The organism is Algibacter pacificus (assembly GCF_008033385.1).
In the GTDB taxonomy this organism is placed as follows: Bacteria; Bacteroidota; Bacteroidia; order Flavobacteriales; family Flavobacteriaceae; genus Algibacter; species Algibacter pacificus.
The window spans coordinates 81,954-105,998 of sequence record NZ_VOGY01000012.1 but is presented as its reverse complement, the minus strand read 5'-3'; the positions used below and the strand labels follow the sequence as shown (position 1 = coordinate 105,998).

Genomic DNA, 24,045 nt, shown 5'->3' with positions numbered 1-24,045 from the left:
CCGAGCTTTTATGCTCGGCTCTTTCATTCAAAACATTTAGAATACTTTATAATTTAAAGTTTAACCTAGCAAAAGCATAGGTACCGTCCGATCCCATTTGAACAGAATCTGCTAAACCACCTTGATCTGTCCACCCATCAAATTGTGGTGTAGGATAGGTGTTAAACAAGTTATTAGCCCCAACACTCAATTTTAAATTTTCTGATATTTGGTAGCCTAAACTTAAATCCACAATTAGTGCAGCTTTATACACATCGGTAGCAACAGGGTATAGTGCATCGGCTTCTGCTTGCGTTGTTGGTGGTGAATCTACCCATTGAAAATCTTGAATTGTAACGTCGCTAAATTGCGTTAGGGCTACAGAGGCATTAAATTTTTTGTTGGTATATCCAAGATTTAAACCAAATTTATAATCTGGAGCAGCCGCTTTTAAATAAGCTTGAGAGAATGGTCCGAAGAATGTAAATTCATTTAAATCTCCATTATGGATTTCTTTTATGGTTAAATCGTTCAGGTTACCAATTAAATCGACTTGAATTTTCGAATTATTACCTAAACTTGTTCCGTAACCTAAAACAATATCTAAACCATTGGTTTTGGTATCTACACCGTTGGCGAAAAACTGAGCAGCATCTACATTTAAAGGTCCTAAAACGGTTTGGTCTGTAAAATTATCTGTTAAAATAATCCGGTCGTCAACCGAAATAGAGTATGCATCAATAGTTGCTGTAAAACCACCTTTCTTATAAGTAAACCCAATACTTGCGTTAAAAGCTTTTTCTTCATTTAATTGCCCAATGCCAAAAGCTTTGGTTACTGTACTATTATTAGCTGAAAGTAAAGATGGTACTGAAGTTCCTGCAACAATGTTGGTGAATTTTAAGTTATAATATAATTGCGCTAAAGATGGTGCTCTAAAACCTGTAGAAATAGAACCTCTTAAAGTGAAGTTATCAGTTACTTTTAATCTACTCGCTAATTTTCCGTTGAATGTACTTCCGAAGTCACTGTATTGTTCAAAACGTAAAGCACCAGCAAACATAAGTTGTTCAGAAACATTAAGTTCTGTATCAAAATAAATACCATAATTAGTTCTACTTCGGTCTACTTCATTATCTGGGCTATAACCGGGAAAACCTTGTGAACTTCCAGGTAAAACATTATCGTTAGAATCTGTTGCAACGGTTTGTAAAGCAGGATTTGTAATTATTACACCATTTTCATCATAAAGCCCATGAGATGCTTCTTCACCTGCAAAAATCCCAAAATTTTCAGTTCTATATTCAAAACCAAAAGCTAAGCTTAATCCAGAAGCTATATCATCTAAATATTTATTAAAGTCCAAGCCTGTTGTGTTTTGAGATAAATAATGTCCACCCGCATCAAAATCTGTAGGCGATAAATCTTGCATAGAGGCATTGTTACTGTCCTTTATATAATAGTGAAAAAAGTTTCTTCCGTAGGTGTTATTAAAATCTACATTCCAACCATTTTCCATTTCATGTCTTACACCAACCGAAACAGAAACATCTGTTATATTAGAAGTAATTCTAGGTGTAAATCCGTTGGGGTATAGACTGGGTACAGCTCTATTATCGCCATTTTCAAAACTATCTCTAGAAAAAGCATAAGCATCGGTGTCTCTATAATTTCTACCACCAAAGGCATAAATTTCGGTGTTATCGTTAATTGGTAAAGCCGAGTTTATCATGAAATTAAAACCATCAACACCAGCACTTCCGTAGCCTTGTCTCCAAGAAAAACCAGGTCTCAATGTGTTTTGTCTAGATAAAAATTCTGTTGTAAAATTCATGAAACCACCGGCATCATTTAAAGACACACCATAATTAGCATCTATTTTTACAGTTTCTCCGTCCCAACTTTTACTTTTACCATCTAAACGATTTTCACCTTCAACATTACTTAAGGTTTCGCCAGTAGCATCTTCCCAACCATCACCAATGGCTGTGCTGTATGCACCGTAAGTGATTCCGCCGGTAAAACCATCGGTATTATCTTTTAATACAATATTGATCACACCAGCAATCGCATCCGATCCGTATTGTGCCGAAGCGCCATCTCTTAAAACTTCAATACGTTTAATGGCATTTGCAGGAATAGCGTTTAAATCTGTTCCAGAATTCCCACGTCCACGTGTTCCAAAAATATTTACTAAACTGGATTGGTGTCGGCGTTTTCCATTGATTAAAACTAAAGTTTGATCGGGACCCAAACCACGTAAAGATGCAGGAACAATATGATCTGCACCATCGGAACCCGATTGTTTGGTTGCATTGAAAGAGGGAGCGGCATATTGTAAAATTTCGTTTACTTCCACCTTTCCTGTGTTAGCAGCAATACCAGAAACATTAATGACGTCTACAGGAACGGCGGTATCTGTAGATGTCCGTTTTGGACTTCGAGATCCAACCAGCATAACTTCTTCTAGGCTTACACCATCTTCTAAAACGACCTTAATATTGGTTCGGTTGTTTACATTTAATTCTTTAGTATTGTAGCCCACATAGCTAAAAATCAATGTGGTATTGCCTTTAACAGAGATACTAAAGTTACCATCAAAATCGGAAATAGCACCATTTTTTGTGCCTTTTTCAACAACGTTTACTCCTGCTATTGGTGTTCCCGATGTATCGGAAATTTGACCGTTTACGACCTGTTGAGCATAAGATAACATAAAGCATCCTAAGCTCAATATTAATGTGTAAAGTTTTTTCATAGTTTAAAAAAAATTATTTCGCGTTTTAAAGAGCTAATATATGTTAAAAATTTATTAAATATTAACGATTTTAGGGTAAAAACATAATAATTGTTTTAAAATTATTCCATTTTGTTAAATTTAAATTAGTGTTTTATTAAAGAAATTAAATATAGAAAGACTCTAAATATACCCTATATTTGCACTCGGAAAATAGAGATTCTCCAAGGTGCGAGGATCATAAAATACATAGTTTAATGAAAGCAGGAATCGTAGGATTACCAAATGTAGGGAAATCGACTTTATTTAATTGTTTATCTAATGCAAAAGCACAAAGCGCAAACTTTCCGTTTTGTACCATTGAGCCAAATATAGGAGTGGTTAATGTACCAGATCCGCGTTTAGAAAAGTTAGAAGAATTAATAAATCCAATACGTGTTCAGCCAGCAACTGTAGAAATTGTAGATATTGCAGGCTTAGTAAAAGGAGCAAGTAAAGGGGAAGGTTTAGGAAATCAATTTTTAGCTAATATCCGTGAAACCGACGCTATTCTTCATGTATTGCGTTGTTTTGATAACGATAATATTGTGCATGTTGATGGTAGTGTAGATCCAATTCGTGATAAGGAAACTATTGATATGGAGCTGCAACTGAAAGATTTAGAAACTGTTGATAAAAAGCTTGATAAAGTTAAACGTGCCGCAAAAACAGGAAACAAAGAGGCTCAAAAAGAGGAAGCTGTTTTATTAAAAATTAAAGAAGCTTTGGAATCAGGTGTGTCGGTTCGTGCTTTAGAGTTTTCTGAAGAAGACGATATTGAATTTGTAAAACCGTCACAATTTATAACAGATAAACCTGTTATGTATGTTTGTAATGTCGATGAGGGTGCCGCTGTTTCTGGTAACGTTTATGTGGAGCAAGTACGTGAAGCTGTGAAAGATGAAAATGCCGAAGTTTTAGTATTGGCTGTTGGAACCGAAGCAGATATTAATGAATTGGACGATTATGAAGAACGCCAAATGTTTCTTCAAGATATAGGTTTAGAGGAAGCTGGCTCGGCAAAATTAATTCGTTCGGCTTATAAATTATTAAATCAACAAACTTACTTTACGGCAGGGGTAAAAGAAGTGCGGGCATGGACTATAGATATAGGAGCAACAGCACCACAGGCGGCAGGAGTTATTCATACCGATTTTGAAAAAGGATTTATTCGTGCAGAAGTTATTGCTTATGAGGATTTTGCAAGTTTTGGGAGTGAAGCTAAAGTAAAAGAAGCAGGGAAAATGCGTGTTGAAGGTAAAAACTACATTGTTAAAGATGGTGATGTCATGCATTTCTTGTTCAACGTATAAAATATAATATATTTCAGATTAAAAACTTCATTTCTATTTAATTAGGAATGAAGTTTTTTTGTACAGCAATTTTAAAGGTTTAAAAGGTTTTTCAAAAAGGAATGATTTTTAATTAAATAGAGATGATAATTTCGTATTAAAATTGAATTAAAAAGATGTGTTTTTGATTGTTTAGATTAAGAATATTATGAAAAATTAATTTTGAACATCGTAATTCTATGTTTTTTTAAATTATTATCAATTTAGGAATTCTAATTTAGCGGCATGGAAACAACTAAAAAATTTTGGTCGGGTATTGCAATAGGTGTGTTAGGAATTGTCTTGTTTTCCTCGAAAGCCGTTATGGTAAAGTTGGCTTATCAATATCAAGTAGATTCTATAAGTATTTTATTCTTACGTATGTTGTTTTCATTTCCATTTTATGTGGTTATCGCCTATGTTTATAGAAATAAAACAAGTGGCATAGAAATTAAAAACACCGATTATATTTGGGTAATCTGCTTTGGATTGGTAGGGTATTATTTGGCAAGTTATTTCGATTTTGTAGGGCTAAAATATATAAAAGCTAGCTTAGAACGTATTATCCTGTTTATATATCCAACCATAGTAATTCTATTAAATCGTGTGTTTTTAAAACAAACCATCTCTAAGATACAAGCTGTGGCAATTGGGTTAACATATATTGGTATTATCATCGCTTTTTCCGATGAAGTGAGTATCTCTGGACATGAAGCCTATTTAGGAGGTTTTTTTATTCTATTAAGCGCCATAACTTATGCTTCGTATTTGGTGGGTAGCGGTTGGTTAATCCCCAAATTTGGAGTCGTGAAATTTACCGCTTATGCCATGCTAGTCTCTTGTTTTTGTGTGTTTATTCATTATGGTGTTAATGGAGCAAACGATATATTTAGTTTATCTTGGCAAGTATACGGTTTAGGGTTTTTAATTGCTGTTTTTGCTACGGTAATCCCTTCTTTTTTAGTGTCTTTGTCAATAAAAATGATAAGCTCCTCAAATTTTGCAATCGTTGCCGGAATAGGACCTATTTCAACAATATTATTAGCTTCAATTTTTTTAAATGAAAGGTTAACCTTTTTACAAATATTTGGAGCTTTAATCGTTATTGCTGGAATTGTATTTATGTCTATTAGAAACCAACAAAAGACTTAAAAAGTAGTTTAAACAATAAAAAATCTTTATTGTTAATTACTTTGTTTGCATGCTATTCTATTTTTTATTTACTTGTGCTATATTAGCTTTTTATATACTTAAATTACGAAACCTTAATGGCAGAAGAAACTAACTATACCGAAGATAATATACGCTCACTCGATTGGAAGGAACATATACGTATGCGTCCGGGTATGTATATTGGAAAACTCGGAGATGGTAGTTCTCCAGACGATGGGGTTTATATTCTGTTAAAAGAAGTTTTAGATAACTCGATTGATGAGTTTGTTATGGGAGCGGGTAGAACCATAGAGATTTCTATTCAAGGTTTTAAAATTACAGTGCGCGATTACGGTCGTGGTATTCCTTTAGGAAAGGTGGTCGATGTAGTGTCTAAAATGAATACAGGTGGAAAATACGACTCTAAAGCTTTTAAAAAATCTGTAGGTTTAAATGGTGTTGGTACCAAAGCTGTTAATGCTTTGTCGTCCTTTTTTAGAGTAGAATCTACGCGTGATGGTAAAAGCGCTTCCGCGGAATTTTCACAAGGAAACCTTGAAAATCAGGAGTTTTTAGAAGAAACATCGCGCCGAAAAGGAACCAAAGTATCTTTTATTCCAGACGAAATTATCTTTAAGAAATATAAGTATAGAAACGAGTATATCGTTAAAATGCTTAAAAACTATGTGTACCTAAATCCAGGGTTAACCATTGTTTTTAATGGCGAAAAATATTTCAGTGAAAACGGTTTAAAAGATTTATTATCCGAAAAAATTAACGAATCCGATTTGTTATACCCAATCATTCATCTTCGTGGTGATGATATTGAAGTGGCATTAACACACAGTAAAACACAGTATAGCGAAGAATATAATAGTTTTGTAAACGGACAAAACACAACCCAGGGAGGGACGCATTTAAACGCTTTTCGAGAAGCTTTAGTAAAAACCATACGTGAGTTTTATGGTAAAACTTACGATGCTTCAGATATTAGGAAATCTGTAGTTTCAGCTATCGCTATAAAAGTTATGGAACCCGTTTTTGAAAGTCAAACTAAAACCAAATTAGGTTCTACAGATATGGGAGGCGATTTGCCAACCGTTCGTACTTATATAAACGATTTTTTAAAAAAATATTTAGATAATTATTTACATAAAAATCCCGATACTGCCGAAAAAATTCAGCGTAAAATTCTCCAAGCTGAACGTGAACGTAAAGAATTATCGGGTATCCGTAAATTAGCCAAAGATCGCGCTAAAAAAGCCAGTCTGCATAATAAAAAATTGCGCGATTGTCGCGTGCATTTTGGAGATGCAAAAAATCCTCGAAATTTAGAAACCACCCTATTTATTACAGAGGGAGATTCGGCTTCGGGAAGTATTACAAAATCTCGAGATGTAAATACGCAGGCAGTATTTAGCTTAAAGGGAAAACCTTTAAATTGTTACGGGTTAACAAAAAAAATTGTTTACGAAAACGAAGAGTTTAATCTGTTGCAAGCAGCATTGAATATAGAAGAATCTTTAGAGGATTTACGTTATAATAATGTGGTAATAGCAACCGATGCCGATGTTGATGGAATGCACATTCGCTTATTACTAATCACTTTTTTTCTGCAATTTTTTCCAGAAGTAATTAAAGAAGGCCACCTTTATATATTGCAAACGCCCTTATTTCGTGTTCGTAATAAAAAAGAAACCGTGTATTGTTATTCCGAAGAAGAACGACGTAATGCTATAGAAAAATTAAAACCTAAACCAGAAATTACAAGGTTTAAAGGGTTGGGTGAAATTTCGCCAGATGAGTTTAAACATTTTATTGGTGACGATATTCGTTTAGACCCGATAATGTTGGATGATAATATGTCTATAGAAGATTTGTTGTCTTTTTATATGGGAAAAAATACACCAACAAGGCAGGAGTTTATAATCGATAATTTAAAAGTTGAATTGGATTTAATAAAGGAAGAATAATTTTGTGTTATCATATTGATAATTTTAGTGTTTAAATTTAAATATTTCGTAATTTTGTATTACAAAAAATGAATATAATTATAAACACCTTATTTTCAGATTGTTTTTAAGTTTAGTCTGAAATTAAGAACTAAAAAAAAGATCATGATGTTATACAAAAAAGAAAAAACAGAAAGACCAAGACGTTCCTATGATTATTTACACATTCACGAAGTAGCTGAAAAAGCTAAAAAACGTAGAAAAGTTGGACGTGTTACCTTAAGTGGTAAACCAAAAGAGTAATAATTTTTAATGACAGAAGACCAAAACGACGATTTAATAAATAACCAAGAAGAAGAACCTAAAGAAACCATTACTCGTGTTACGGGTATGTACAAGGATTGGTTTTTAGACTATGCATCTTATGTAATTCTAGAACGCGCAGTACCTGCGATAGAGGATGGGTTTAAACCCGTACAACGCCGTATTATGCATTCTATGAAAGATTTAGACGATGGGCGTTACAATAAAGTAGCAAATATTGTTGGGCATACCATGCAGTATCACCCACACGGTGATGCTAGTATTGCCGATGCCATGGTGCAAATAGGTCAGAAAGATTTGTTAATTGATACCCAAGGAAACTGGGGAAATATTTTAACTGGCGACCGTGCAGCAGCTTCGCGTTATATTGAAGCTCGCATTTCAAAATTTGGTTTAGATGTCGTTTTTAATCCAAAAATTACACAATGGCAGGCAAGTTATGATGGGAGACGAAAGGAACCTGTTAACTTGCCTGTTATGTTTCCATTGCTTTTAGCACAAGGAGGCGAAGGTATTGCGGTGGGTTTATCTACAAAAATATTACCACATAATTTTATTGAGCTTATCGATGCCTCCATTAAACATTTACAAGGTAAGCGTTTTACACTTTTACCAGATTTTCCTACCGCAGGAATTGCCGATTTTTCTAATTATAATGATGGCCTTCGTGGAGGAAAAGTTCGTGTACGATCAAAAATTTCACAGCTAGATAAAAATACCTTAGTTATTACCGAGTTACCTTTTGGAACAACAACTTCATCTTTAATAGATTCTATATTAAAAGCCAACGAAAAAGGAAAAATAAAAGTAAAAAAAATAGAAGATAATACGGCGGCCGAAGTTGAAATTCTGGTACATTTACCTTCAGGATTATCTCCAGATAAAACAATTGATGCACTTTATGCTTTTACAAGTTGCGAATCTTCAATATCTCCATTAGGATGTGTTATTGAAGATAATAAACCGCTTTTTATTGGTGTAACAGAAATGCTTAGAAGAAGTACCGATAACACCGTAGATCTTTTAAAGCAAGAATTAGAAATTCGTTTAGGTGAATTTGAGGAACAATGGCATTTTGCTTCTTTAGAACGTATTTTTATTGAAAATAGAATTTATAGAGACATTGAAGAAGAAGAAACTTGGCCTGGAGTTATTAATGCCATAGATAATGGGCTTAAACCACATATACAACACTTAAAACGTTCAGTTACCGAAGAGGATATTGTACGCTTAACCGAGATTCGTATTAAACGTATTTCAAAATTTGATATTGATAAAGCTCAACAAAAAATTGAAGCTTTAGAAGAGCAAATTGCAGAAATAAAACATCATTTAATACATTTAATAGAATATGCCATTGCTTATTTTAGACGTCTTAAAAAAGAATATGGTGAAGGGCGTGAGCGCAAAACAGAAATTAGAACCTTTGATGATGTGGATGCTACAAAGGTTGTTATTCGAAATACGAAGCTTTACGTTAATAGGGAAGAAGGTTTTGTAGGAACCTCTTTAAGACGTGATGAATATGTTGGAGATTGCTCTGATATAGATGATATTATTGTGTTTACCAAAACAGGGGTTATGATGGTGACTAAAGTAGACACAAAAACCTTTATAGGTAAAGGTATTATTCATGTTGCTATCTTTAAAAAGAAAGATAAACGTACGATTTATAATATGATCTATCGTGATGGTAGAAGTGGACCATCATACATTAAACGCTTTGCTGTAACAGCGGTAACCCGAGATAGAGAGTACGATTTAACCAATGGAAATAAAGGTTCTATTGTGTCCTATTTTTCAGCTAACCCAAACGGTGAAGCTGAGGTGGTCTCCATCTTATTACGCCAAGCTGGGAGTATTAAAAAATTAAAATGGGATATAGATTTTAGCGATATACTAATAAAAGGGCGAGCTTCGAAAGGGAATTTAGTAACTAAATACCCAGTAAAACGTGTTGAGTTAAAGGAAAAAGGAGTTTCTACTTTAAAACCACGAAAAATTTGGTTCGATGAAACCGTACAACGCTTAAACGTAGATGGTCGAGGCGAGTTGATTGGCGAATTTAAAGGGGAGGACAAGTTGTTGATTATTAACCAATCGGGACTTGTAAAAACGGTGACCCCAGAGGTGACTATGCATTTTGATGACGACATGATTGTTATGGAAAAATGGGTGCCAAACAAACCTATTTCTGCTGTTTATTTTAATGGTGAAAAAGAATTGTATTATGTAAAGCGGTTTTTAATTGAACAGGAGGGGAAAGAGGAATCTTTTATTTCAGATCATCCAAATTCATTATTAGAAATTGTATCCACAGATTGGAAACCTAGGGCTGAGATTGTTTTTGCGAAAGAGCGTGGTAAAGATCGTAAAGAAAATTTAGAAATTAATTTAGAAGAATTTATTGCTATTAAAGGAATTACAGCTTTAGGAAATCAGCTCACTAGAGAAAAAGTAAATCAGGTAAATTTGTTAGACCCATTGCCCTATGAAGAACTAACACCTGCTGATATTAAAAATTTAGAGGTAACCGATGAGCAGATTATCGATGGAGAATTAGGAGATTTCGATGGAGAAGGTCAAGCGACTTTATTTTAAAGGCTCTAAATATTATAATTTAGAGCATATTTTCCTTTAGCTTATCAATAATAGTATTTAAATTCGTTTGGTAGTCAAACCAAAGGGTGTTTTCATTTCTTTTAAACCAAGTAAGTTGGCGTTTAGCAAAGCGGCGGGTATTTTTTTTAATTTCAGAAATGGCGAAATCTAAAGTCCAATCTCCATTTAAATATTGAAATAACTCCTTATATCCTACTGTATTTAAGGCATTTAAATTTTTATATTGTTGTAGTGTTTTTACTTCCTCCAATAAGCCTTCTTCCATCATAATATCTACGCGTTTATTTATGCGATTATAAATAAGTGCTCTATCGGCTGTTAATCCAATAGTAATGGTTGTAAATAGGCGTTTATTTTTTTCTTTATTCAAGAAAGAAGAATAAGGTTTTCCGCTACCAATACAAACCTCTAAAGCTCGAATTACCCGATGCGGATTGTCTATACTAATCGTACTGTAAGAGGTAGGGTCTAACGTTTTTAATTGGTTTTGTAAAAACTCTAATCCATTTGTTTCTAAAGATTTATTTAGGTCTTCTCGAATAGAAACTTTAACATCTGGAAAGTAGTCTAAACCTTTGGTTACGGCATCGTTATACAGGCCAGAACCACCAACCATAATTACGACGTCTCTATTTTTAAATAGATGGTTTAAGCATTGTATGGCATCTTTTTCAAAAGCACCAACATTATAATTTTCTTCTATGGATTTATGGTGAATAAAATGATGTTTTGCGCCAGCCAGTTCTTCTACTGAAGGCGCAGCTGTACCAATTTGCATGTCTTTAAAAAACTGACGAGAATCTGCCGAAATAATTTCGGTATTAAAATGCTGTGCTAGTTTTATGCTTAAAGCTGTTTTGCCAATAGCGGTCGGTCCTACAATGGAAATTAGATATTTTGTTGTTGTATTGATGGTTTTAATTTTTTAGGTTTCAATAAGAAATAAAAGCATTAAATTTTTATTGAAAAATATGATGTATTTTTTTTAATTGGGTTAATGCAGTTTATGTCCACAATTGTAGCAAAAATCAGCATGATCCTTGTGTCCTTCAGCAGAACAATTTGCGCAGGATGTTGTGTTTACTGTTGGGGTGTTATCCGATACTTTAGCAATCTCTGCGGTTACTATACCTGTTGGTACCGCAATAATACCATAACCTAAAACCATAACAATTGAGGCTATAAATTGGCCAATTGGTGTTTGTGGAGCGATGTCCCCATACCCTACAGTAGTAAGTGTTACAATGCACCAATAGACACTTTTAGGGATGTTGGTAAACCCGTGCTCTTCGCCTTCCACAATATACATTATAGTGCCTAAAATGATGGATATAATAACGACAGCAAAAAGAAATACAGATATTTTTACCCGACTTGCTTTTATAGCTCTAAGTAAATTATTTGATGCGCCAAGATAGCGTCCTAATTTTAATATCCTAAATACACGCAGTAGGCGTAAGGCTCGTATGGCAACTAGTGCATGGGTTCCTGCAAAGAACAATGATATATATTTTGGTATTGTAGAAAGTAAATCGATAATGCCGTAAAAGCTAGTAATATAGTGTAGCGGTTTTTTTACGGTAACAATGCGTGCTATATATTCTATAGTGAAAAGGATAGTAACAATCCATTCGCTAATGTTAATTATGGTGTGGTATTTTCTATCGATGCTTTCAACGCTTTCAAGCATAACCAATAGAATGCTGGCTATGATAATAATAAGTAGTATAACATCAAAAAGCTTACCTTCTGGCGTATCGGCTTCGTAAATAATTTCATGAAGTCGTGTTTTCCAATGTTTTTTCTTTGAATAACTCATTTAGTAAAAATATTAAATATATTACTCGTTTGCTTTGTTTTTATTGAGATCTATAATTTTCAAACGTTTATTTTTTCGAACGTAATTTTTAATAATATGTTGGGCGTCTCGATTGTTTTCCATGGGGGTAATTATAGATTCTAGCACGCTAATTGTGTTAATTTGATAGTTTAGATTGACAAATCCAAGTCCTTTAAAAACACCGTTTTCTATTAAAACAACACTACGTTCATCTATTGCTCTGCCGCGATCTACAATAACCATGTTTTTGTTAGTATAGTTGTGTTTTGAAATTAATTCATTGACACGTTTATTATAAGATTCTGATGTTTCTTTTTGTATGCAGGCACCACGGCATTCTTTTAAATCATAGCTAAAACAGTTTGTTTTTGTTTTGTAAAGTCCGGTTAGTTTTTGACAAAGATTATATTCTTCCACCATATGGGTTAAAAAGCTTTTGGCACTTTGTCGGTTAGTGAAGGTTGTAATGTTTTTTTTGCGACCATCGGCCACATCAATTTTTAAATTTATATAATTGTTTTCATCAATAAAACTATATAAAGCTTGAGTGAAAATGGATCGACGTAAAGCTCTGTTTAATAAAGGTTTATTTTGCTTTATTTCTTCGTTTTCTTTAAGAAGAGCTACGAGCTCACTTCCTGTAGATTCGTAGGTTACATCACTTACTAATTTCCGAATTTTTTTCGATTTAGAGTTCGTTCCTAAAAAGTGTTGATTAATTCTTTTTTTTATGTTATTACTTTTTCCAATATAAATGATATCGCCATCATCATTATGAATATAATATACGCCCGTGGTTGTTGGAAGCTTATCGAGAATATTTAAAAGTTTAGAATCGAGAGTCTTTTTTTGATGAAGTTTTATAGATTGTTGAATAATATTTTTATGCGTGTCCTTTGCTAATAGTAATTTGAAAAGTTTTACGGTGGCCAAAGCATCTCCAGACGCCCGATGTCTGTCGGTTACAGGAATGCCAAGCGATCTTACCAATTTTCCTAAACTATATGAAGCTTGTCCTGGTATTAAATCTTTAGCCAGTTCTACTGTGCAAAGTGTTTTACGTTTGTAATTATATCCTAAGCGTCTAAATTCTGTACCCAAAATACGATAATCAAATTGAGCATTGTGCGCTACTAAAATACAATCTTCCGTAATTTCAATAATACGTTTAGCAATTTCGTAAAACTTTGGAGCATTTTTAAGCATGTTGCTATTTATTCCAGTAAGTTGAACAACGAAGGGTTGTATGTCGCGTTCTGGATTAACAAGACTAATAAACTGATCGACTACCTCATGACCGTCGAACTTATAAATAGCAATTTCGGTGATGCCTTCTTCATTAAATTTTCCACCAGTGGTTTCTATATCTACTATTGCGTACAAATGCTTTTATTTTAATATTCAGTCGTCAGTATGTATTGTCGGTATTTATTATCCGCCTTTCTACTTCGGGCAATTTCCGTTAATAATTTCTTAAACCAAATATACTACTTCCAACGCGAACCATAGTGCTTCCACATTGAATTGCTAATTTATAATCACCACTCATTCCCATGGAAATGGTTGTAAACGCAGTATTATCGGTATGTATGTCTTTTAAATTATCGAAAGTCGATTTTAATAATTTAAATTCAGTTTCTATTTGTGTTTCGTTATCGGTAAAGGTTGCCATACCCATAACCCCAGTAATTCTAATGTTTTTTAATGCTGAAAAAGCTTCGGATTGAAGAATTTCAGAAGCTTCAATTGGAGATAAGCCAAATTTTGAATCTTCCGAAGCTATTTTTATTTGAAGTAGACAATCGATAACTCTATCGTGTTTTTGGGCTTGTTTGTTTATTTCTTCAAGTAATTTAAAATTATCCACCCCATGGATTAAATCAACAAACGGCGCCATGTATTTCACTTTATTACGCTGTACATGGCCAATCATGTGCCATGCAATATCTTTTGGCATAGTGTCGTACTTGTCGGCCATTTCTTGAATTTTATTTTCACCAAAAATACGTTGTCCGGCATTATAGGCTTCCATTAAATCGTTAACAGGTTTGGTTTTAGAAACCGCAACAAGTGTTACATGTTCTGGTAAAATTGACTTTATTTGAATAAGATTTTTACTGATACTCATTTGGAGGTGTTATTTTGTTTTTGAAATCGATAAATTCAGTTATAAGTCTGCGAACTGTTTTGATACTTTTTCTGCTTTTTTATGTTCAGAATAGTCATAAAAACCTTCACCAGATTTTACGCCTAATTTTCCTGCATTAACCATGTTGACTAACAAAGGGCATGGGGCGTATTTCGGGTTTTTAAATCCGTTATACATCACATTTAAAATAGATAGGCAAACATCCAAACCAATAAAATCGGCTAATTGAAGCGGTCCCATGGGGTGTGCCATCCCAAGTTTCATTACGGTGTCAATTTCTTCTACGCCAGCAACACCATTATAAAGTGTTTCTATAGATTCATTAAGCATGGGTATTAAAATTCTATTCGCTACAAAACCGGGATAATCGTTAACTTCCACAGGTTGTTTATCTAATTTAATAGATAAATCCATGATGGTTTTTGTAACGGTATCGCTGGTGTTGTAACCCCGAATAATTTCAACCAATGGCATTATAGGCACCGGATTCATAAAATGCATACCAATAACATGATCTGGTTTTTCTGTAACCGCAGCAATTTGGGTAATAGAAATGGAGGAGGTGTTGGTTGCTAAAATGCAGTTCTCTTCACAAACTTCACTAAGTTGTTTAAAAACTTTTAATTTTAAATCTAGGTTTTCTGTTGCAGCTTCAATAACTAAATCGGTTTTTATAACGCCATCAGCTATTGAAGTATATGTTGAAATATTGTCTAGTGTCTTCTTTTTATCAGTTTCCGTAATTTTTTCCTTAGCCACCATGCGATCTAAATTTCTTACAATGGTTTGCAGTCCTGTTTCTAAAGCCAATGCGTTAATATCGATTAGCTTAACTTTAAAACCGCTTTGTGCAAAGGTGTGCGCAATACCATTTCCCATGGTTCCTGCGCCAATGACTGCTATGTTTTTCATGCTGATAAAATTTTTATTTCTGCGAAAGCAGAACATGTTTTATGTTAATTATTGCTCATTTTAGAGACTAAAAGCAGGCAATAATTTGGGTAGCCACACGCAATGCTTCCGTGCCATCATGTAAGGTTACAATTGGCGTTGTATTGGTGTTGATAGCGTGTGCAAAGGTTTCCAATTCGTCTAAAATAGAATTGTTATCGGCTACTTTAGGGTTGTCAAAATAGATTTGTTTTTTAACACCTTCTGCGTTTTGTAAAACCATATCGAAATCCCCAGGAGTTTCTGGAGCATCTTTCATTTTTACAACTTCACATTTCTTTTCTAAAAAATCTACAGAAATGTAAGCGTCCTTTTGAAAGAAGCGTGCCTTTCTCATTTTTTTAAGTGAAATTCTACTCGCTGTAAGATTGGCAACGCAACCGTTTTCAAATTCTATACGGGCATTTGCAATATCTGGGGTGTCGCTAATAACCGAAACACCACTGGCTGAAATATGCTTTACTTTAGATTTTACAACGCTTAAAACGATGTCGATATCGTGAATCATTAAATCGAGAACCACAGGAACGTCTGTGCCGCGAGGGTTAAACTCGGCTAAGCGGTGTGTTTCAATAAACATAGGTGATTTTATATCGTCTTTTATTGCTAAATAAGCCGGGTTAAAACGTTCTACGTGACCGACTTGGCCTCGTAAATTATGTTCGGATAAAAGTTGTCTAATATGTTCGGCTTCTTCAACCGTATTGGTTATTGGTTTTTCAATAAAAACATGTTTTCCTTTAGCTATAGCTTGTTTAGCACAATTGTAATGTGATAGCGTTGGGGTTACAATATCAATCATATCAACGGCATCGATGAGTTCGTCAATAGAATTAAAAAATTTGAATCCAAACTCCGCTTCTACACGTTTTCCGTTAGCTTCATCGGCATCATAAAATCCGACAAGATTATATTTTTCTGATTGATTAAGTAGTCTCAAATGAATTTTTCCAAGATGACCAGCACCAAGTACTCCAGCGTTTAGCATAATTTATAGGTTTTTAACAAAAATAAGATAATTAAGATATCCATTTGCTTAAATAGACTTAAAATTTTACCTGATTCTTGTTAAAAATAAATTCAATAAAAAATGTTTTCCGCTTAAAAATGTTTAACTAATTTTGGACGGTAAAACTTCGGAAACATTGAAAGACACTTTTAAACATCACGGATTAAGGCAACAATTAGTTAATGTATTAAAAAACAAAGGCATAACTGACACGGCTGTATTAGCGGCTATTGGTAAAATTCCACGTCATCTTTTTATGGATTCTAGTTTTTTAGATCATGCATACCAAGATAAAGCTTTTCCTATTGCTGCAGATCAAACTATTTCGCAACCGTATACTGTGGCTTTTCAAAGTGAATTGATGAAAGTTAAACCCGGAGACACCGTTCTAGAAATAGGGACAGGTAGTGGTTATCAAACCGCTGTTTTATGCGAATTAGGAGCAAAGGTCTATAGTATTGAGCGTCAACACAAACTTTTTAAAAAGACTGAAAAGTTTTTACCCAAATTAGGATATCGTCCTAAAAAACTCATATTTGGAGATGGTTATATTGGTTTGAAAACTGAGGCGCCTTTTGATAGTATTATTGTTACTGCTGGTGCACCTTTTGTGCCGCGCCCGCTGTTAAGTCAGTTAAAAATAGGAGGAAGGCTTGTTATTCCTGTTGGAGACGATGTGCAAATTATGACGCTTTTTATTAGAAAAGGTCCAAAGGAGTTTGAACAAGAAGAATTTGGAGAGTTTAGGTTTGTACCGTTATTGGAAGATAAGAATTAATAGTTTTTTTGTTTGTAATGAATTTATTTTTAGGTAAATACATTTAATCATATCAACTACCTATTTAATGTTATTAGATAGGTAGTTGATGTTAAAGTTTATTTAGATAAAACGCCAACTTCTATCATGCAGTTTTTCATAATTTCAAAACTGCGTTCAATGTCGCTATCTAGACCTATGGAAAAACGAATTAAACCATCTGTTAACCCCATTTCTTTTTGTTCGTCTTCTGGAATTTCAGACGATGTAGAACTGCTTGGAGCACTAAATAAAGTTTTGTAAAATCCAAGACTAACAGCTAAATATCCTAAGTTTTTATTCTGCATAAGCTCCATAAGTGCATTAGCTTTCTCTTTGGAACCTGTGTCTAAAGTAAACAAACCTCCAAAGCCATATAAAGGATTCATCATGTTTTTATATAATTCGTGTGATGGATGAGAATTTAGTCCTGGGTATACTGTTTTTAAACCAATGCTTTTAAATTTTTCAGATAAATAAAGAGCGTTTTCACTATGTTTCTGCATTCTGATGTGTAAAGTTCTTAGGTTTTTTAATATTGTAGACGCTTTTATACTATCCATTGTGGCTCCTAAAAGCATTGCTGCACCAGTATTAACATTTCTTAAGCTATCAATAAATTCTTTTGTTCCGCAAATAACACCACCAACTGTATCACTTGAGCCGTTTATAAATTTAGTTAAACTGTGTATTACAACATCAGCGCCTAGTAGTGCGGGGGTTATGGATAAAGGAGAAAAGGTGTTATCTACTACTAATTTTAATTGGTGCTTTTTAGCAATTAGAGATAAAGCTTTTATATTGGCTACTTCTAATAGTGGATTGCTAACCGATTCGCAATAAATTACTTTGGTGTTTTTAGTTATTGCAGCTTCTACGTCATCTAATTTAGTAATGTCTACAAAGCTTGTTTTAATATTAAAACGCGGTGCAAAATTCTTTAAAAAAGCATAAGTTCCTCCGTAAATAGTTCTGCTAGATACAACATGGTCGTTGTTGCCGCATAATTGAAGAAGTGTTGCTGTAATAGCACCCATTCCGGAAGCGGTTATGTTTGCTGTTTCAGTGCCTTCCATAGCAGCTAAAGCAGCTCCTAAGTATAAGTTAGAAGGTGAGGAGTGTCGTGAATATAAATAGCAACCATCCGCATTACCTTCAAAAGTATCAAACATTGTTTTTGCAGATAGAAATGTGTAAGTTGATGAGTCGGAAATAGAAGGGTTTACACCTCCAAATTCGCCAAAGTATTGTAAGTCTTGAATATTATTTGCGGGTTTAAATTTCATATATTATGTTTTATTTTGAGCAAAGTTTTAAATTTTTAGTATAAATAACAATAGTTGGTTTTATTTATAGAAAATAAAACTAATTTTATATATTAAATTAGTTTTATTGTTGGTTTATAGTGTTTTTGGTTTAGTTTTACTGAAAAATTTTCGACTATGATTTTTGATTCAGTAGATAAAAAGTTATTGGAGTTTTTGCAAACAGATAGCAAGCAAACAAATAAAGAGCTTTCCAATAAGTTGAAACTATCGGTTACAGCTGTTTATGAGCGGATAAAAAAACTGGAAAAAGCAGGGTTTATAGAAGGGTATATTGCCTTAGTAAATAAAACAAAAATTGAACGCGATTTTGTAGTGTTCTGCCATGTGAAATTAGTAAAACACACTCAAAATTATGTAATAAGGTTTGAGGAAGAGATTGCTAAGCTTGATGAAATTTTGGAGTGTTATCATGTTAGCGGCGAATATGATTATTTGTTAAAAGTTTTAGTTAAAGATATGGCGGTATTTAGAGATTTTATGGTAAAAAAGTTAACTAGTATTAACCATATTGGTAGTACGCAAAGTATGTTTGTTATAAACGAAGTAAAATATACCACAACTATAAAATTATGATTTTGTTAAGCAAGCATCCCAAACCGGATCTTTAGGTAAAGGAGCGATAATGTTTATAGGTTCTTTTTTTACAGGGTGAATAAAGCTTAATTGCCTTGCGTGTAAGTGAATGCTGGCGTCTTTATTACTGCGATCAAAACCATATTTTAAATCGCCTTTTATTTGGCATCCAATAGTTGATAATTGCGAGCGTATTTGATGGTGTCGTCCCGTTTCTAAATTTATTTCGAGTAAAATATAACGATCTAATTTTTTTAATATTTTATAATGAAGAATGGCTTTTTTGCTATTGCTAACTTCTTTGATATACGCATAAGATTTGTTGTTCTTAGAATTCTTTTTTAGCCAATGAATTAAAGTGTCGGTACGTTTTGGAGGGGCGTTTTTTACAACAGCCCAATACGTTTTTTTTGCGTCTTTTTCGACAAAAAGTTTGTTGAGTCTTGGGAGGGCTTTACTGGTTTTAGAAAACACGACAATACCAGTTGTAGGACGATCTAGTCTATGAACAACTCCTAAATAAACATTTCCTGGTTTGTTGTATTTTTGAGCAATATATTCTTTTACAACCTCACTTAATGGTTTATCTCCTGTTTTGTCTCCTTGTACAATATCTCCGGCACGTTTGTTTACTATAATAATATGATTATCTTCATAAAGAACCTGTAAGTTATCTTTATTAGAAATTATTTTTTTTTGCATATTTTATAAGTTAACTAAATGTTTGGAGGGGTATATTGCTTTTAATATTGCTCGCTATGGTTAGGGAAATCTATCGATTTTACATCGTTAACATATTGAGAAATTGCTTCAGTCATGTCTTTATATAGGTTTAAATACCGTCTTAAAAATCTCGGATGAAATTCGTGAGTCATTCCAATCATGTCATGCAATACTAAAACTTGGCCATCAACATCATGTCCTGCACCAATTCCTATAATTGGGATGCTAACACTTTCTGCTACTTTTTTTGCTAAAGCCGCTGGAACTTTTTCTAAAACAATAGCAAAACAGCCAATTTTTTCGAGCATTTTGGCGTCTTTTATTAAATCGATTGCTTCTTTTTCTTCTTTAGCTCGAACCGTGTAAGTCCCGAATTTATAGATAGATTGCGGTGTTAAGCCTAAATGCCCCATAACCGGAATTCCAGCATTTAAAATACGCTTAATAGACTCTTTAATTTCTCGCCCACCTTCTAGTTTTACCGAGTGTGCACCACTTTCTTTCATAATTCTAATAGCAGAGCGTAAAGCTTCTTTAGGGTCACTTTGGTAGCTTCCAAACGGTAAATCGACTACAACAAGAGCACGGTTAACGGCGCGAATTACAGACGAAGCATGATAAATCATTTGATCTAAAGTGATTGGTAAAGTGGTTTCGTGACCAGCCATAACGTTACTTGCGGAGTCTCCAACAAGAATAACATCAACACCTGAGCCATCAACAATTTTAGCCATGGTATAGTCGTAAGCGGTTAGCATGGATATTTTTTCACCATGGTTTTTCATTTCAACCAATGTTTTTACGGTAACGCGTTTGTATTCTTTTTTTGCGGTAGACATTATGTTTGTGTTTTATATGAAAGATTTACTTTTTTTTTAATTTGAAAAAAAGACATCTTCTTATTATTTTAAATTTATTTTAATTGGTTTGTAAAAATACTAAATAAAGAAGATAGTATTTTGTTTTATTTGAAAGGCTTTGTTGCGATTTGTATTATTATTTTTTGTTTTTATAATACTCCTGAATAACTGATTGTCTGCCAATGGTTTTGGTGATAATATCTTTTTCTAAATCCCAACCTCTAGCGGGCGAATATTGACGGCCATACCAAATAATTTGTAAATGTAAATCGTTCCATAATTCTTCAGGGAATAGGCGTTTCGCATCTTTTTCGGTTTGAACTACGTTTTTTCCGTTCGTTAAATTCCAGCGATACATTAATCTATGAATATGTGTATCTACAGGAAAAGCTGGAATTCCAAAGGCTTGAGACAGTACAACAGCGGCTGTTTTATGTCCTACAGCGGGTAGCGCTTCTAGTGCTTCGTAGGTTTTTGGAACCTCGCCATTATATTTTTCAATTAGTATTTTGGATAAACCATGAATCCCCTTGCTTTTCATAGGGGATAGACCAACAGGTTTAATAATTTCTCGAATATCTTCTACGGTAAGTTTTACCATATCATAAGGATTATCGGCTTGTTCAAATAAAAGCGGAGTGATTTTGTTGACCCGAACATCGGTGCTTTGAGCCGACATAAGTACGGCAATTAATAAAGTATAAGGGTCTTTATGATCTAAAGGGATAGGGATTTCGGGATATAGTTTGTAAAGTGTATTAATAACAAAGTTTACCTTTTCTTGTTTAGTCATAAATTGTACTTTTGTTTGAGAAATCAAAGTTAATACTATGAACACACTAAAACAAGGTGATGCCGTTCCTAATTTTACGGCGCAAGATGAACAAGGCAACACAGTAAGTTTAAGCGATTACAAAGGGCGTAAGTTGATTGTGTTTTTTTATCCAAAGGCCAGTACGCCAGGGTGTACAGTTGAAGCATGTAATTTGAGAGATCATTATGAGGTTTTAAAAGAAAAAGGTTATGCTTTATTAGGAGTTAGTGCAGATTCTGCAAAGCGTCAATCTAATTTTAAAAATAAGCATGAATTTCCATTTCCATTATTGGCAGATGAAGATAAAACCGTGATTAATACTTTTGGTGTTTGGGGACCGAAGAAATTTATGGGTAGAGTTTATGATGGCATTCATAGAATGACATTTATTATTGATGAAAATGGCATTGTAGAACGGGTTATTGAAAAAGTAAAAACCAAAGATCACGCTGCTCAAATTTTAGAGTAAGTTTTTAGAAATACAAGAATAAAAAAAGGCTATATTATTGAAATATAGCCTTTTTTGTGTTTTATATAAAGTATTACTTTCGTTTTCTGCTTAAGGTTAAAGGTCTTCTAGTGTAACCAAATAATCGGTATTCTTTAATTAAATCGTCTGTGCCTTCTGGAACCATAGATTCCCATCCTAATTCTCCATTGGCAATTTTATTTAAAATTTCTCTAGAAAAGATATTCATTATTTTTTCATCATAATCTTCAATATCAATTACCTTTCCGTTGTATTTAAAGAATTTGTAAAGTTCCTTCATACGTGGATAAACTTTTAGGTTTTCACTTGTAATAAGTTCACCTGTTTTAGGGTCTTTCATAGGGTATAAGTAAACTTTTAAATCTTTAAAGAATAGTTTACCAAAGGCTTCTAAAATCCCACCGCTTATATGACGGTAGTATTTTTCATCAAAAATATCAACAAGATTACTCACACCCATAGCAAGTCCCATTCTTGCTTTTGTGTAGTTAGAGAAGTATTCAACTACCTTAAAGTATTCTTGGAAGTTAGATATCATAACAGATTGTCCTAGAGAACATAATAAATCTGCTCTATCAATAAAATCTTGCTCGTCTATTTCGCCTTCCGCTCTTAAATTAGAAAGTGTGATTTCAAAAACAACCACTGTGTTTTTTTCATCAACCTTATTTTCCTTGATAAACATTTCGTATGATTTCTCATACATAGCCATGTTTACTTTGGTTACAGGTCTAAAGCTTCCGCGAAGGGCTAAAATATTTTTCTTATAAAAAATACGGGCAGGAAGCACATTCGTACCATCAGGACCAAACATTACGGCGTCGGTCATTCCGTTTTTTACAAGTTGTAAACTCATTAATCGGTTATCTACATTATTAAATACAGGTCCCGAAAAATTAATAGTGTCAATTTCTATTTGATCTTTATCCAGATGATCATATAAATACCGTAGTAATTTTTTAGGTTCATTATATTTATAAAAAGCCCCGTAAATTAAGTTTGTTCCAAGCACTCCAAGGGTTTCTTGTTGTAATCGCGCATCGGTTTCTTTAAAACGCAAGTGAAGAATAATTTCGTTATAATCACCAGTAGCCTCAACTTGATATTTAATACCTACCCAGCCGTGTCCTTTAAATTGCTTAGCAAAATCGATAGTAGCAACCGTGTTTGCGTAGGTAAAAAATATTTTATTCGGATTTTTTTCACGCGTAAGCCTAGTCTCCATGAGGTTCATTTCGTGAGAAAGCATTTTACGCAATCTAGCTTCGGTTACATAACGGCCATCATCTTCCACACCGTAAATGGAATCACTAAAATCTTTATCATAAGCAGACATGGCTTTAGCAATTGTTCCAGAAGCTCCGCCGGCCCTAAAAAAATGGCGACAGGTTTCTTGTCCCGCGCCAATTTCAGCAAATGTTCCGTAAATATTTTCGTTTAAATTAATGCGAAGCGCTTTAGATTTTAACGAAGGAATATCGTTAAACTCTTTATCGCCTTTAATGGTAATATCCATATAGTATATAGGTTAGGTCTGTACAGACAAAGATATTAAATTAGTGTGCTAAACAAAAAAATAAAGTTTATTTTTGTTTAAAAATTCACATATTTGAAAGTTACATTTTTAGGCACTGGCACATCGCAGGGCGTTCCTGTTATTGGAAGTAAACACCCTGTATGTTTAAGTAAAAATAAAAAAGATAAACGGTTACGAGTTTCTGTTTTAATAGAATGGAATGGATTTTCGTGTGTTGTAGATTGCGGACCTGATTTTCGATATCAAATGTTACGATCTGGTTGTGAACGCATTGATGCTATTGTGTTTACCCATGAGCATTCTGATCATGTTTTAGGTTTTGATGATATTCGGCCGTTTTATTTTAGACAAGGAGATATTCCTATTTACGGACATCCACGCGTTTTAAATGAATTAAAAAAACGTTTTGACTACGTATTTAAAACAAAAGATCGTTATCCGGGAGCACCAGCAGTTACTGTTAATGAAATTGAAAACAAACCGTTTGAATTAGGTGGTTTGTCTGTTGTGCCTATAAATGGTTTGCATGGTGGTTTACAGGTTTTTGGTTTTAAATTTAACGATTTTGCTTATTTAACCGATATGAAACAGGTTGAAGATGTGGAGATTGAAAAAATAAAAAATGTAAAGATTTTAGTTGTTAATGCTTTGCGAATAGAGTGGCATCACTCACATTTTAATTTAGAAGAAGCGTTAGAGTTTATAAAAAAGGTGAATCCAGAAAAAGCGTATTTAACGCACATAAGTCATTTGTTAGGTTTTCATGAAGATGTTGAAAAAACACTTCCTGATAATGTGTTTTTGGCTTATGATGAATTAGAATTAAATTTATAAAATTA

21 protein-coding genes are annotated in these 24,045 nt (G+C 33.6%); 9 read left to right on the top strand and 12 right to left on the bottom strand.

What is annotated here, in order from left to right; translation table 11 throughout:
- Positions 1-46: 46 nt before the first annotated feature.
- Positions 47-2,737: a TonB-dependent receptor gene (locus FQU21_RS14740; RefSeq protein ID WP_147678774.1), complete on the bottom strand. Its 2,691-nt coding sequence runs from the start codon at positions 2,735-2,737 to the stop codon at positions 47-49.
- A 236-nt stretch (positions 2,738-2,973) separates the two neighbouring features.
- Between FQU21_RS14740 and ychF the strand changes: the two genes are divergently transcribed.
- From ychF to FQU21_RS14720, 5 genes are all read left to right on the top strand, one after another.
- Positions 2,974-4,068, top strand: coding sequence for a redox-regulated ATPase YchF (gene ychF / locus FQU21_RS14735; RefSeq protein WP_147678773.1), 1,095 nt, complete (start codon positions 2,974-2,976; stop codon positions 4,066-4,068).
- Between the two features lie 264 nt (positions 4,069-4,332).
- Entirely contained in the window at positions 4,333-5,238 is a 906-nt protein-coding gene (locus FQU21_RS14730; protein ID WP_147678772.1) for a DMT family transporter, read from the top strand.
- 116 nt (positions 5,239-5,354) lie between these two features.
- On the top strand, positions 5,355-7,211 hold the full coding sequence (locus FQU21_RS14725) for a DNA topoisomerase IV subunit B (protein WP_147678771.1): 1,857 nt from the start codon (positions 5,355-5,357) through the stop codon (positions 7,209-7,211).
- Positions 7,212-7,355: 144 nt separating this feature from the next.
- Positions 7,356-7,493 carry a hypothetical protein gene (locus tag FQU21_RS17475; protein ID WP_187269392.1) on the top strand — a complete coding sequence of 46 codons (138 nt, stop codon included), beginning with the start codon at positions 7,356-7,358 and terminating at the stop codon, positions 7,491-7,493.
- A 9-nt stretch (positions 7,494-7,502) separates the two neighbouring features.
- The gene (locus tag FQU21_RS14720) at positions 7,503-10,115 is read left to right on the top strand and encodes a DNA gyrase/topoisomerase IV subunit A (RefSeq protein WP_147678770.1); all 2,613 of its coding nucleotides are present in this window, start codon (positions 7,503-7,505) and stop codon (positions 10,113-10,115) included.
- A 19-nt stretch (positions 10,116-10,134) separates the two neighbouring features.
- Here the strand turns inward: FQU21_RS14720 and miaA are convergent, their stop codons facing one another.
- From miaA to FQU21_RS14690, 6 genes are all read right to left on the bottom strand, one after another.
- The gene (gene miaA, locus FQU21_RS14715; RefSeq protein ID WP_394348409.1) at positions 10,135-11,049 is read right to left on the bottom strand and encodes a tRNA (adenosine(37)-N6)-dimethylallyltransferase MiaA; all 915 of its coding nucleotides are present in this window, start codon (positions 11,047-11,049) and stop codon (positions 10,135-10,137) included.
- Between the two features lie 81 nt (positions 11,050-11,130).
- Positions 11,131-11,955, bottom strand: coding sequence for an ion transporter (locus FQU21_RS14710; protein ID WP_147678768.1), 825 nt, complete (start codon positions 11,953-11,955; stop codon positions 11,131-11,133).
- Positions 11,956-11,976: 21 nt separating this feature from the next.
- Entirely contained in the window at positions 11,977-13,359 is a 1,383-nt protein-coding gene (locus FQU21_RS14705; protein ID WP_147678767.1) for an exonuclease domain-containing protein, read from the bottom strand.
- Between the two features lie 79 nt (positions 13,360-13,438).
- Complete coding sequence (locus FQU21_RS14700; protein WP_147678766.1) at positions 13,439-14,104, bottom strand: YggS family pyridoxal phosphate-dependent enzyme; 666 nt, start codon at positions 14,102-14,104, stop codon at positions 13,439-13,441.
- A 39-nt stretch (positions 14,105-14,143) separates the two neighbouring features.
- The gene (locus FQU21_RS14695) at positions 14,144-15,037 is read right to left on the bottom strand and encodes a 3-hydroxyacyl-CoA dehydrogenase family protein (protein WP_147678765.1); all 894 of its coding nucleotides are present in this window, start codon (positions 15,035-15,037) and stop codon (positions 14,144-14,146) included.
- Between the two features lie 67 nt (positions 15,038-15,104).
- Positions 15,105-16,064, bottom strand: a complete 960-nt coding sequence (locus FQU21_RS14690) for a Gfo/Idh/MocA family protein (protein ID WP_147678764.1) — start codon at positions 16,062-16,064, stop codon at positions 15,105-15,107.
- 157 nt (positions 16,065-16,221) lie between these two features.
- On the opposite strand from FQU21_RS14690, the gene FQU21_RS14685 reads away from it, so the two are divergent.
- Positions 16,222-16,863 carry a protein-L-isoaspartate(D-aspartate) O-methyltransferase gene (locus FQU21_RS14685; RefSeq protein WP_147678763.1) on the top strand — a complete coding sequence of 214 codons (642 nt, stop codon included), beginning with the start codon at positions 16,222-16,224 and terminating at the stop codon, positions 16,861-16,863.
- 98 nt (positions 16,864-16,961) lie between these two features.
- Here FQU21_RS14685 and FQU21_RS14680 read toward each other — a convergent pair whose 3' ends face one another.
- Positions 16,962-18,167, bottom strand: a complete 1,206-nt coding sequence (locus FQU21_RS14680; protein ID WP_147678762.1) for an aminotransferase class I/II-fold pyridoxal phosphate-dependent enzyme — start codon at positions 18,165-18,167, stop codon at positions 16,962-16,964.
- A gap of 156 nt (positions 18,168-18,323) precedes the next feature.
- Between FQU21_RS14680 and FQU21_RS14675 the strand changes: the two genes are divergently transcribed.
- A complete protein-coding gene (locus FQU21_RS14675) occupies positions 18,324-18,782 on the top strand; it encodes an Lrp/AsnC family transcriptional regulator (protein ID WP_147678761.1) in 459 nt (152 codons plus the stop codon).
- Here the strand turns inward: FQU21_RS14675 and FQU21_RS14670 are convergent.
- The 3 genes from FQU21_RS14670 to FQU21_RS14660 all read right to left on the bottom strand — a co-directional run bounded on the left by FQU21_RS14670 (position 18,777) and on the right by FQU21_RS14660 (position 21,158).
- A complete protein-coding gene (locus tag FQU21_RS14670; protein WP_147678760.1) occupies positions 18,777-19,484 on the bottom strand; it encodes an RluA family pseudouridine synthase in 708 nt (235 codons plus the stop codon). The genes FQU21_RS14675 and FQU21_RS14670 overlap by 6 nt on opposite strands.
- A 41-nt stretch (positions 19,485-19,525) precedes the next feature.
- Positions 19,526-20,344 (bottom strand): 3-methyl-2-oxobutanoate hydroxymethyltransferase, encoded by an 819-nt coding sequence (gene panB / locus FQU21_RS14665; RefSeq protein ID WP_147678759.1) that lies wholly within the window; start codon positions 20,342-20,344, stop codon positions 19,526-19,528.
- 157 nt (positions 20,345-20,501) lie between these two features.
- Complete coding sequence (locus FQU21_RS14660; RefSeq protein ID WP_147678758.1) at positions 20,502-21,158, bottom strand: endonuclease III domain-containing protein; 657 nt, start codon at positions 21,156-21,158, stop codon at positions 20,502-20,504.
- A 37-nt stretch (positions 21,159-21,195) separates the two neighbouring features.
- Between FQU21_RS14660 and bcp the strand changes: the two genes are divergently transcribed.
- The gene (gene bcp / locus FQU21_RS14655; RefSeq protein ID WP_147678757.1) at positions 21,196-21,648 is read left to right on the top strand and encodes a thioredoxin-dependent thiol peroxidase; all 453 of its coding nucleotides are present in this window, start codon (positions 21,196-21,198) and stop codon (positions 21,646-21,648) included.
- Positions 21,649-21,721: 73 nt separating this feature from the next.
- On the opposite strand, the gene FQU21_RS14650 is transcribed toward bcp, so the two are convergent.
- The gene (locus FQU21_RS14650; protein ID WP_147678756.1) at positions 21,722-23,185 is read right to left on the bottom strand and encodes a TonB-dependent receptor; all 1,464 of its coding nucleotides are present in this window, start codon (positions 23,183-23,185) and stop codon (positions 21,722-21,724) included.
- A 93-nt stretch (positions 23,186-23,278) separates the two neighbouring features.
- On the opposite strand from FQU21_RS14650, the gene FQU21_RS14645 reads away from it, so the two are divergent.
- Positions 23,279-24,040 (top strand): MBL fold metallo-hydrolase, encoded by a 762-nt coding sequence (locus FQU21_RS14645; protein ID WP_147678755.1) that lies wholly within the window; start codon positions 23,279-23,281, stop codon positions 24,038-24,040.
- The last annotated feature ends 5 nt before the right edge of the window (positions 24,041-24,045 follow it).

What these genes read in the sequence shown, in the direction of transcription:
- FQU21_RS14740 (WP_147678774.1), bottom strand. Translation starts at nt 2,737, where the DNA reads ATGAAAAAACTTTACACATTAATATTGAGCTTAGGATGCTTTATGTTA.
- ychF (WP_147678773.1), top strand. Translation starts at nt 2,974, where the DNA reads ATGAAAGCAGGAATCGTAGGATTACCAAATGTAGGGAAATCGACTTTA.
- FQU21_RS14730 (WP_147678772.1), top strand. Translation starts at nt 4,333, where the DNA reads ATGGAAACAACTAAAAAATTTTGGTCGGGTATTGCAATAGGTGTGTTA.
- FQU21_RS14725 (WP_147678771.1), top strand. Translation starts at nt 5,355, where the DNA reads ATGGCAGAAGAAACTAACTATACCGAAGATAATATACGCTCACTCGAT.
- FQU21_RS17475 (WP_187269392.1), top strand. Translation starts at nt 7,356, where the DNA reads ATGATGTTATACAAAAAAGAAAAAACAGAAAGACCAAGACGTTCCTAT.
- FQU21_RS14720 (WP_147678770.1), top strand. Translation starts at nt 7,503, where the DNA reads ATGACAGAAGACCAAAACGACGATTTAATAAATAACCAAGAAGAAGAA.
- FQU21_RS14710 (WP_147678768.1), bottom strand. Translation starts at nt 11,955, where the DNA reads ATGAGTTATTCAAAGAAAAAACATTGGAAAACACGACTTCATGAAATT.
- FQU21_RS14700 (WP_147678766.1), bottom strand. Translation starts at nt 14,104, where the DNA reads ATGAGTATCAGTAAAAATCTTATTCAAATAAAGTCAATTTTACCAGAA.
- FQU21_RS14695 (WP_147678765.1), bottom strand. Translation starts at nt 15,037, where the DNA reads ATGAAAAACATAGCAGTCATTGGCGCAGGAACCATGGGAAATGGTATT.
- FQU21_RS14690 (WP_147678764.1), bottom strand. Translation starts at nt 16,064, where the DNA reads ATGCTAAACGCTGGAGTACTTGGTGCTGGTCATCTTGGAAAAATTCAT.
- FQU21_RS14680 (WP_147678762.1), bottom strand. Translation starts at nt 18,167, where the DNA reads ATGAAATTTAAACCCGCAAATAATATTCAAGACTTACAATACTTTGGC.
- FQU21_RS14675 (WP_147678761.1), top strand. Translation starts at nt 18,324, where the DNA reads ATGATTTTTGATTCAGTAGATAAAAAGTTATTGGAGTTTTTGCAAACA.
- FQU21_RS14670 (WP_147678760.1), bottom strand. Translation starts at nt 19,484, where the DNA reads ATGCAAAAAAAAATAATTTCTAATAAAGATAACTTACAGGTTCTTTAT.
- panB (WP_147678759.1), bottom strand. Translation starts at nt 20,344, where the DNA reads ATGTCTACCGCAAAAAAAGAATACAAACGCGTTACCGTAAAAACATTG.
- FQU21_RS14660 (WP_147678758.1), bottom strand. Translation starts at nt 21,158, where the DNA reads ATGACTAAACAAGAAAAGGTAAACTTTGTTATTAATACACTTTACAAA.
- bcp (WP_147678757.1), top strand. Translation starts at nt 21,196, where the DNA reads ATGAACACACTAAAACAAGGTGATGCCGTTCCTAATTTTACGGCGCAA.
- FQU21_RS14650 (WP_147678756.1), bottom strand. Translation starts at nt 23,185, where the DNA reads ATGGATATTACCATTAAAGGCGATAAAGAGTTTAACGATATTCCTTCG.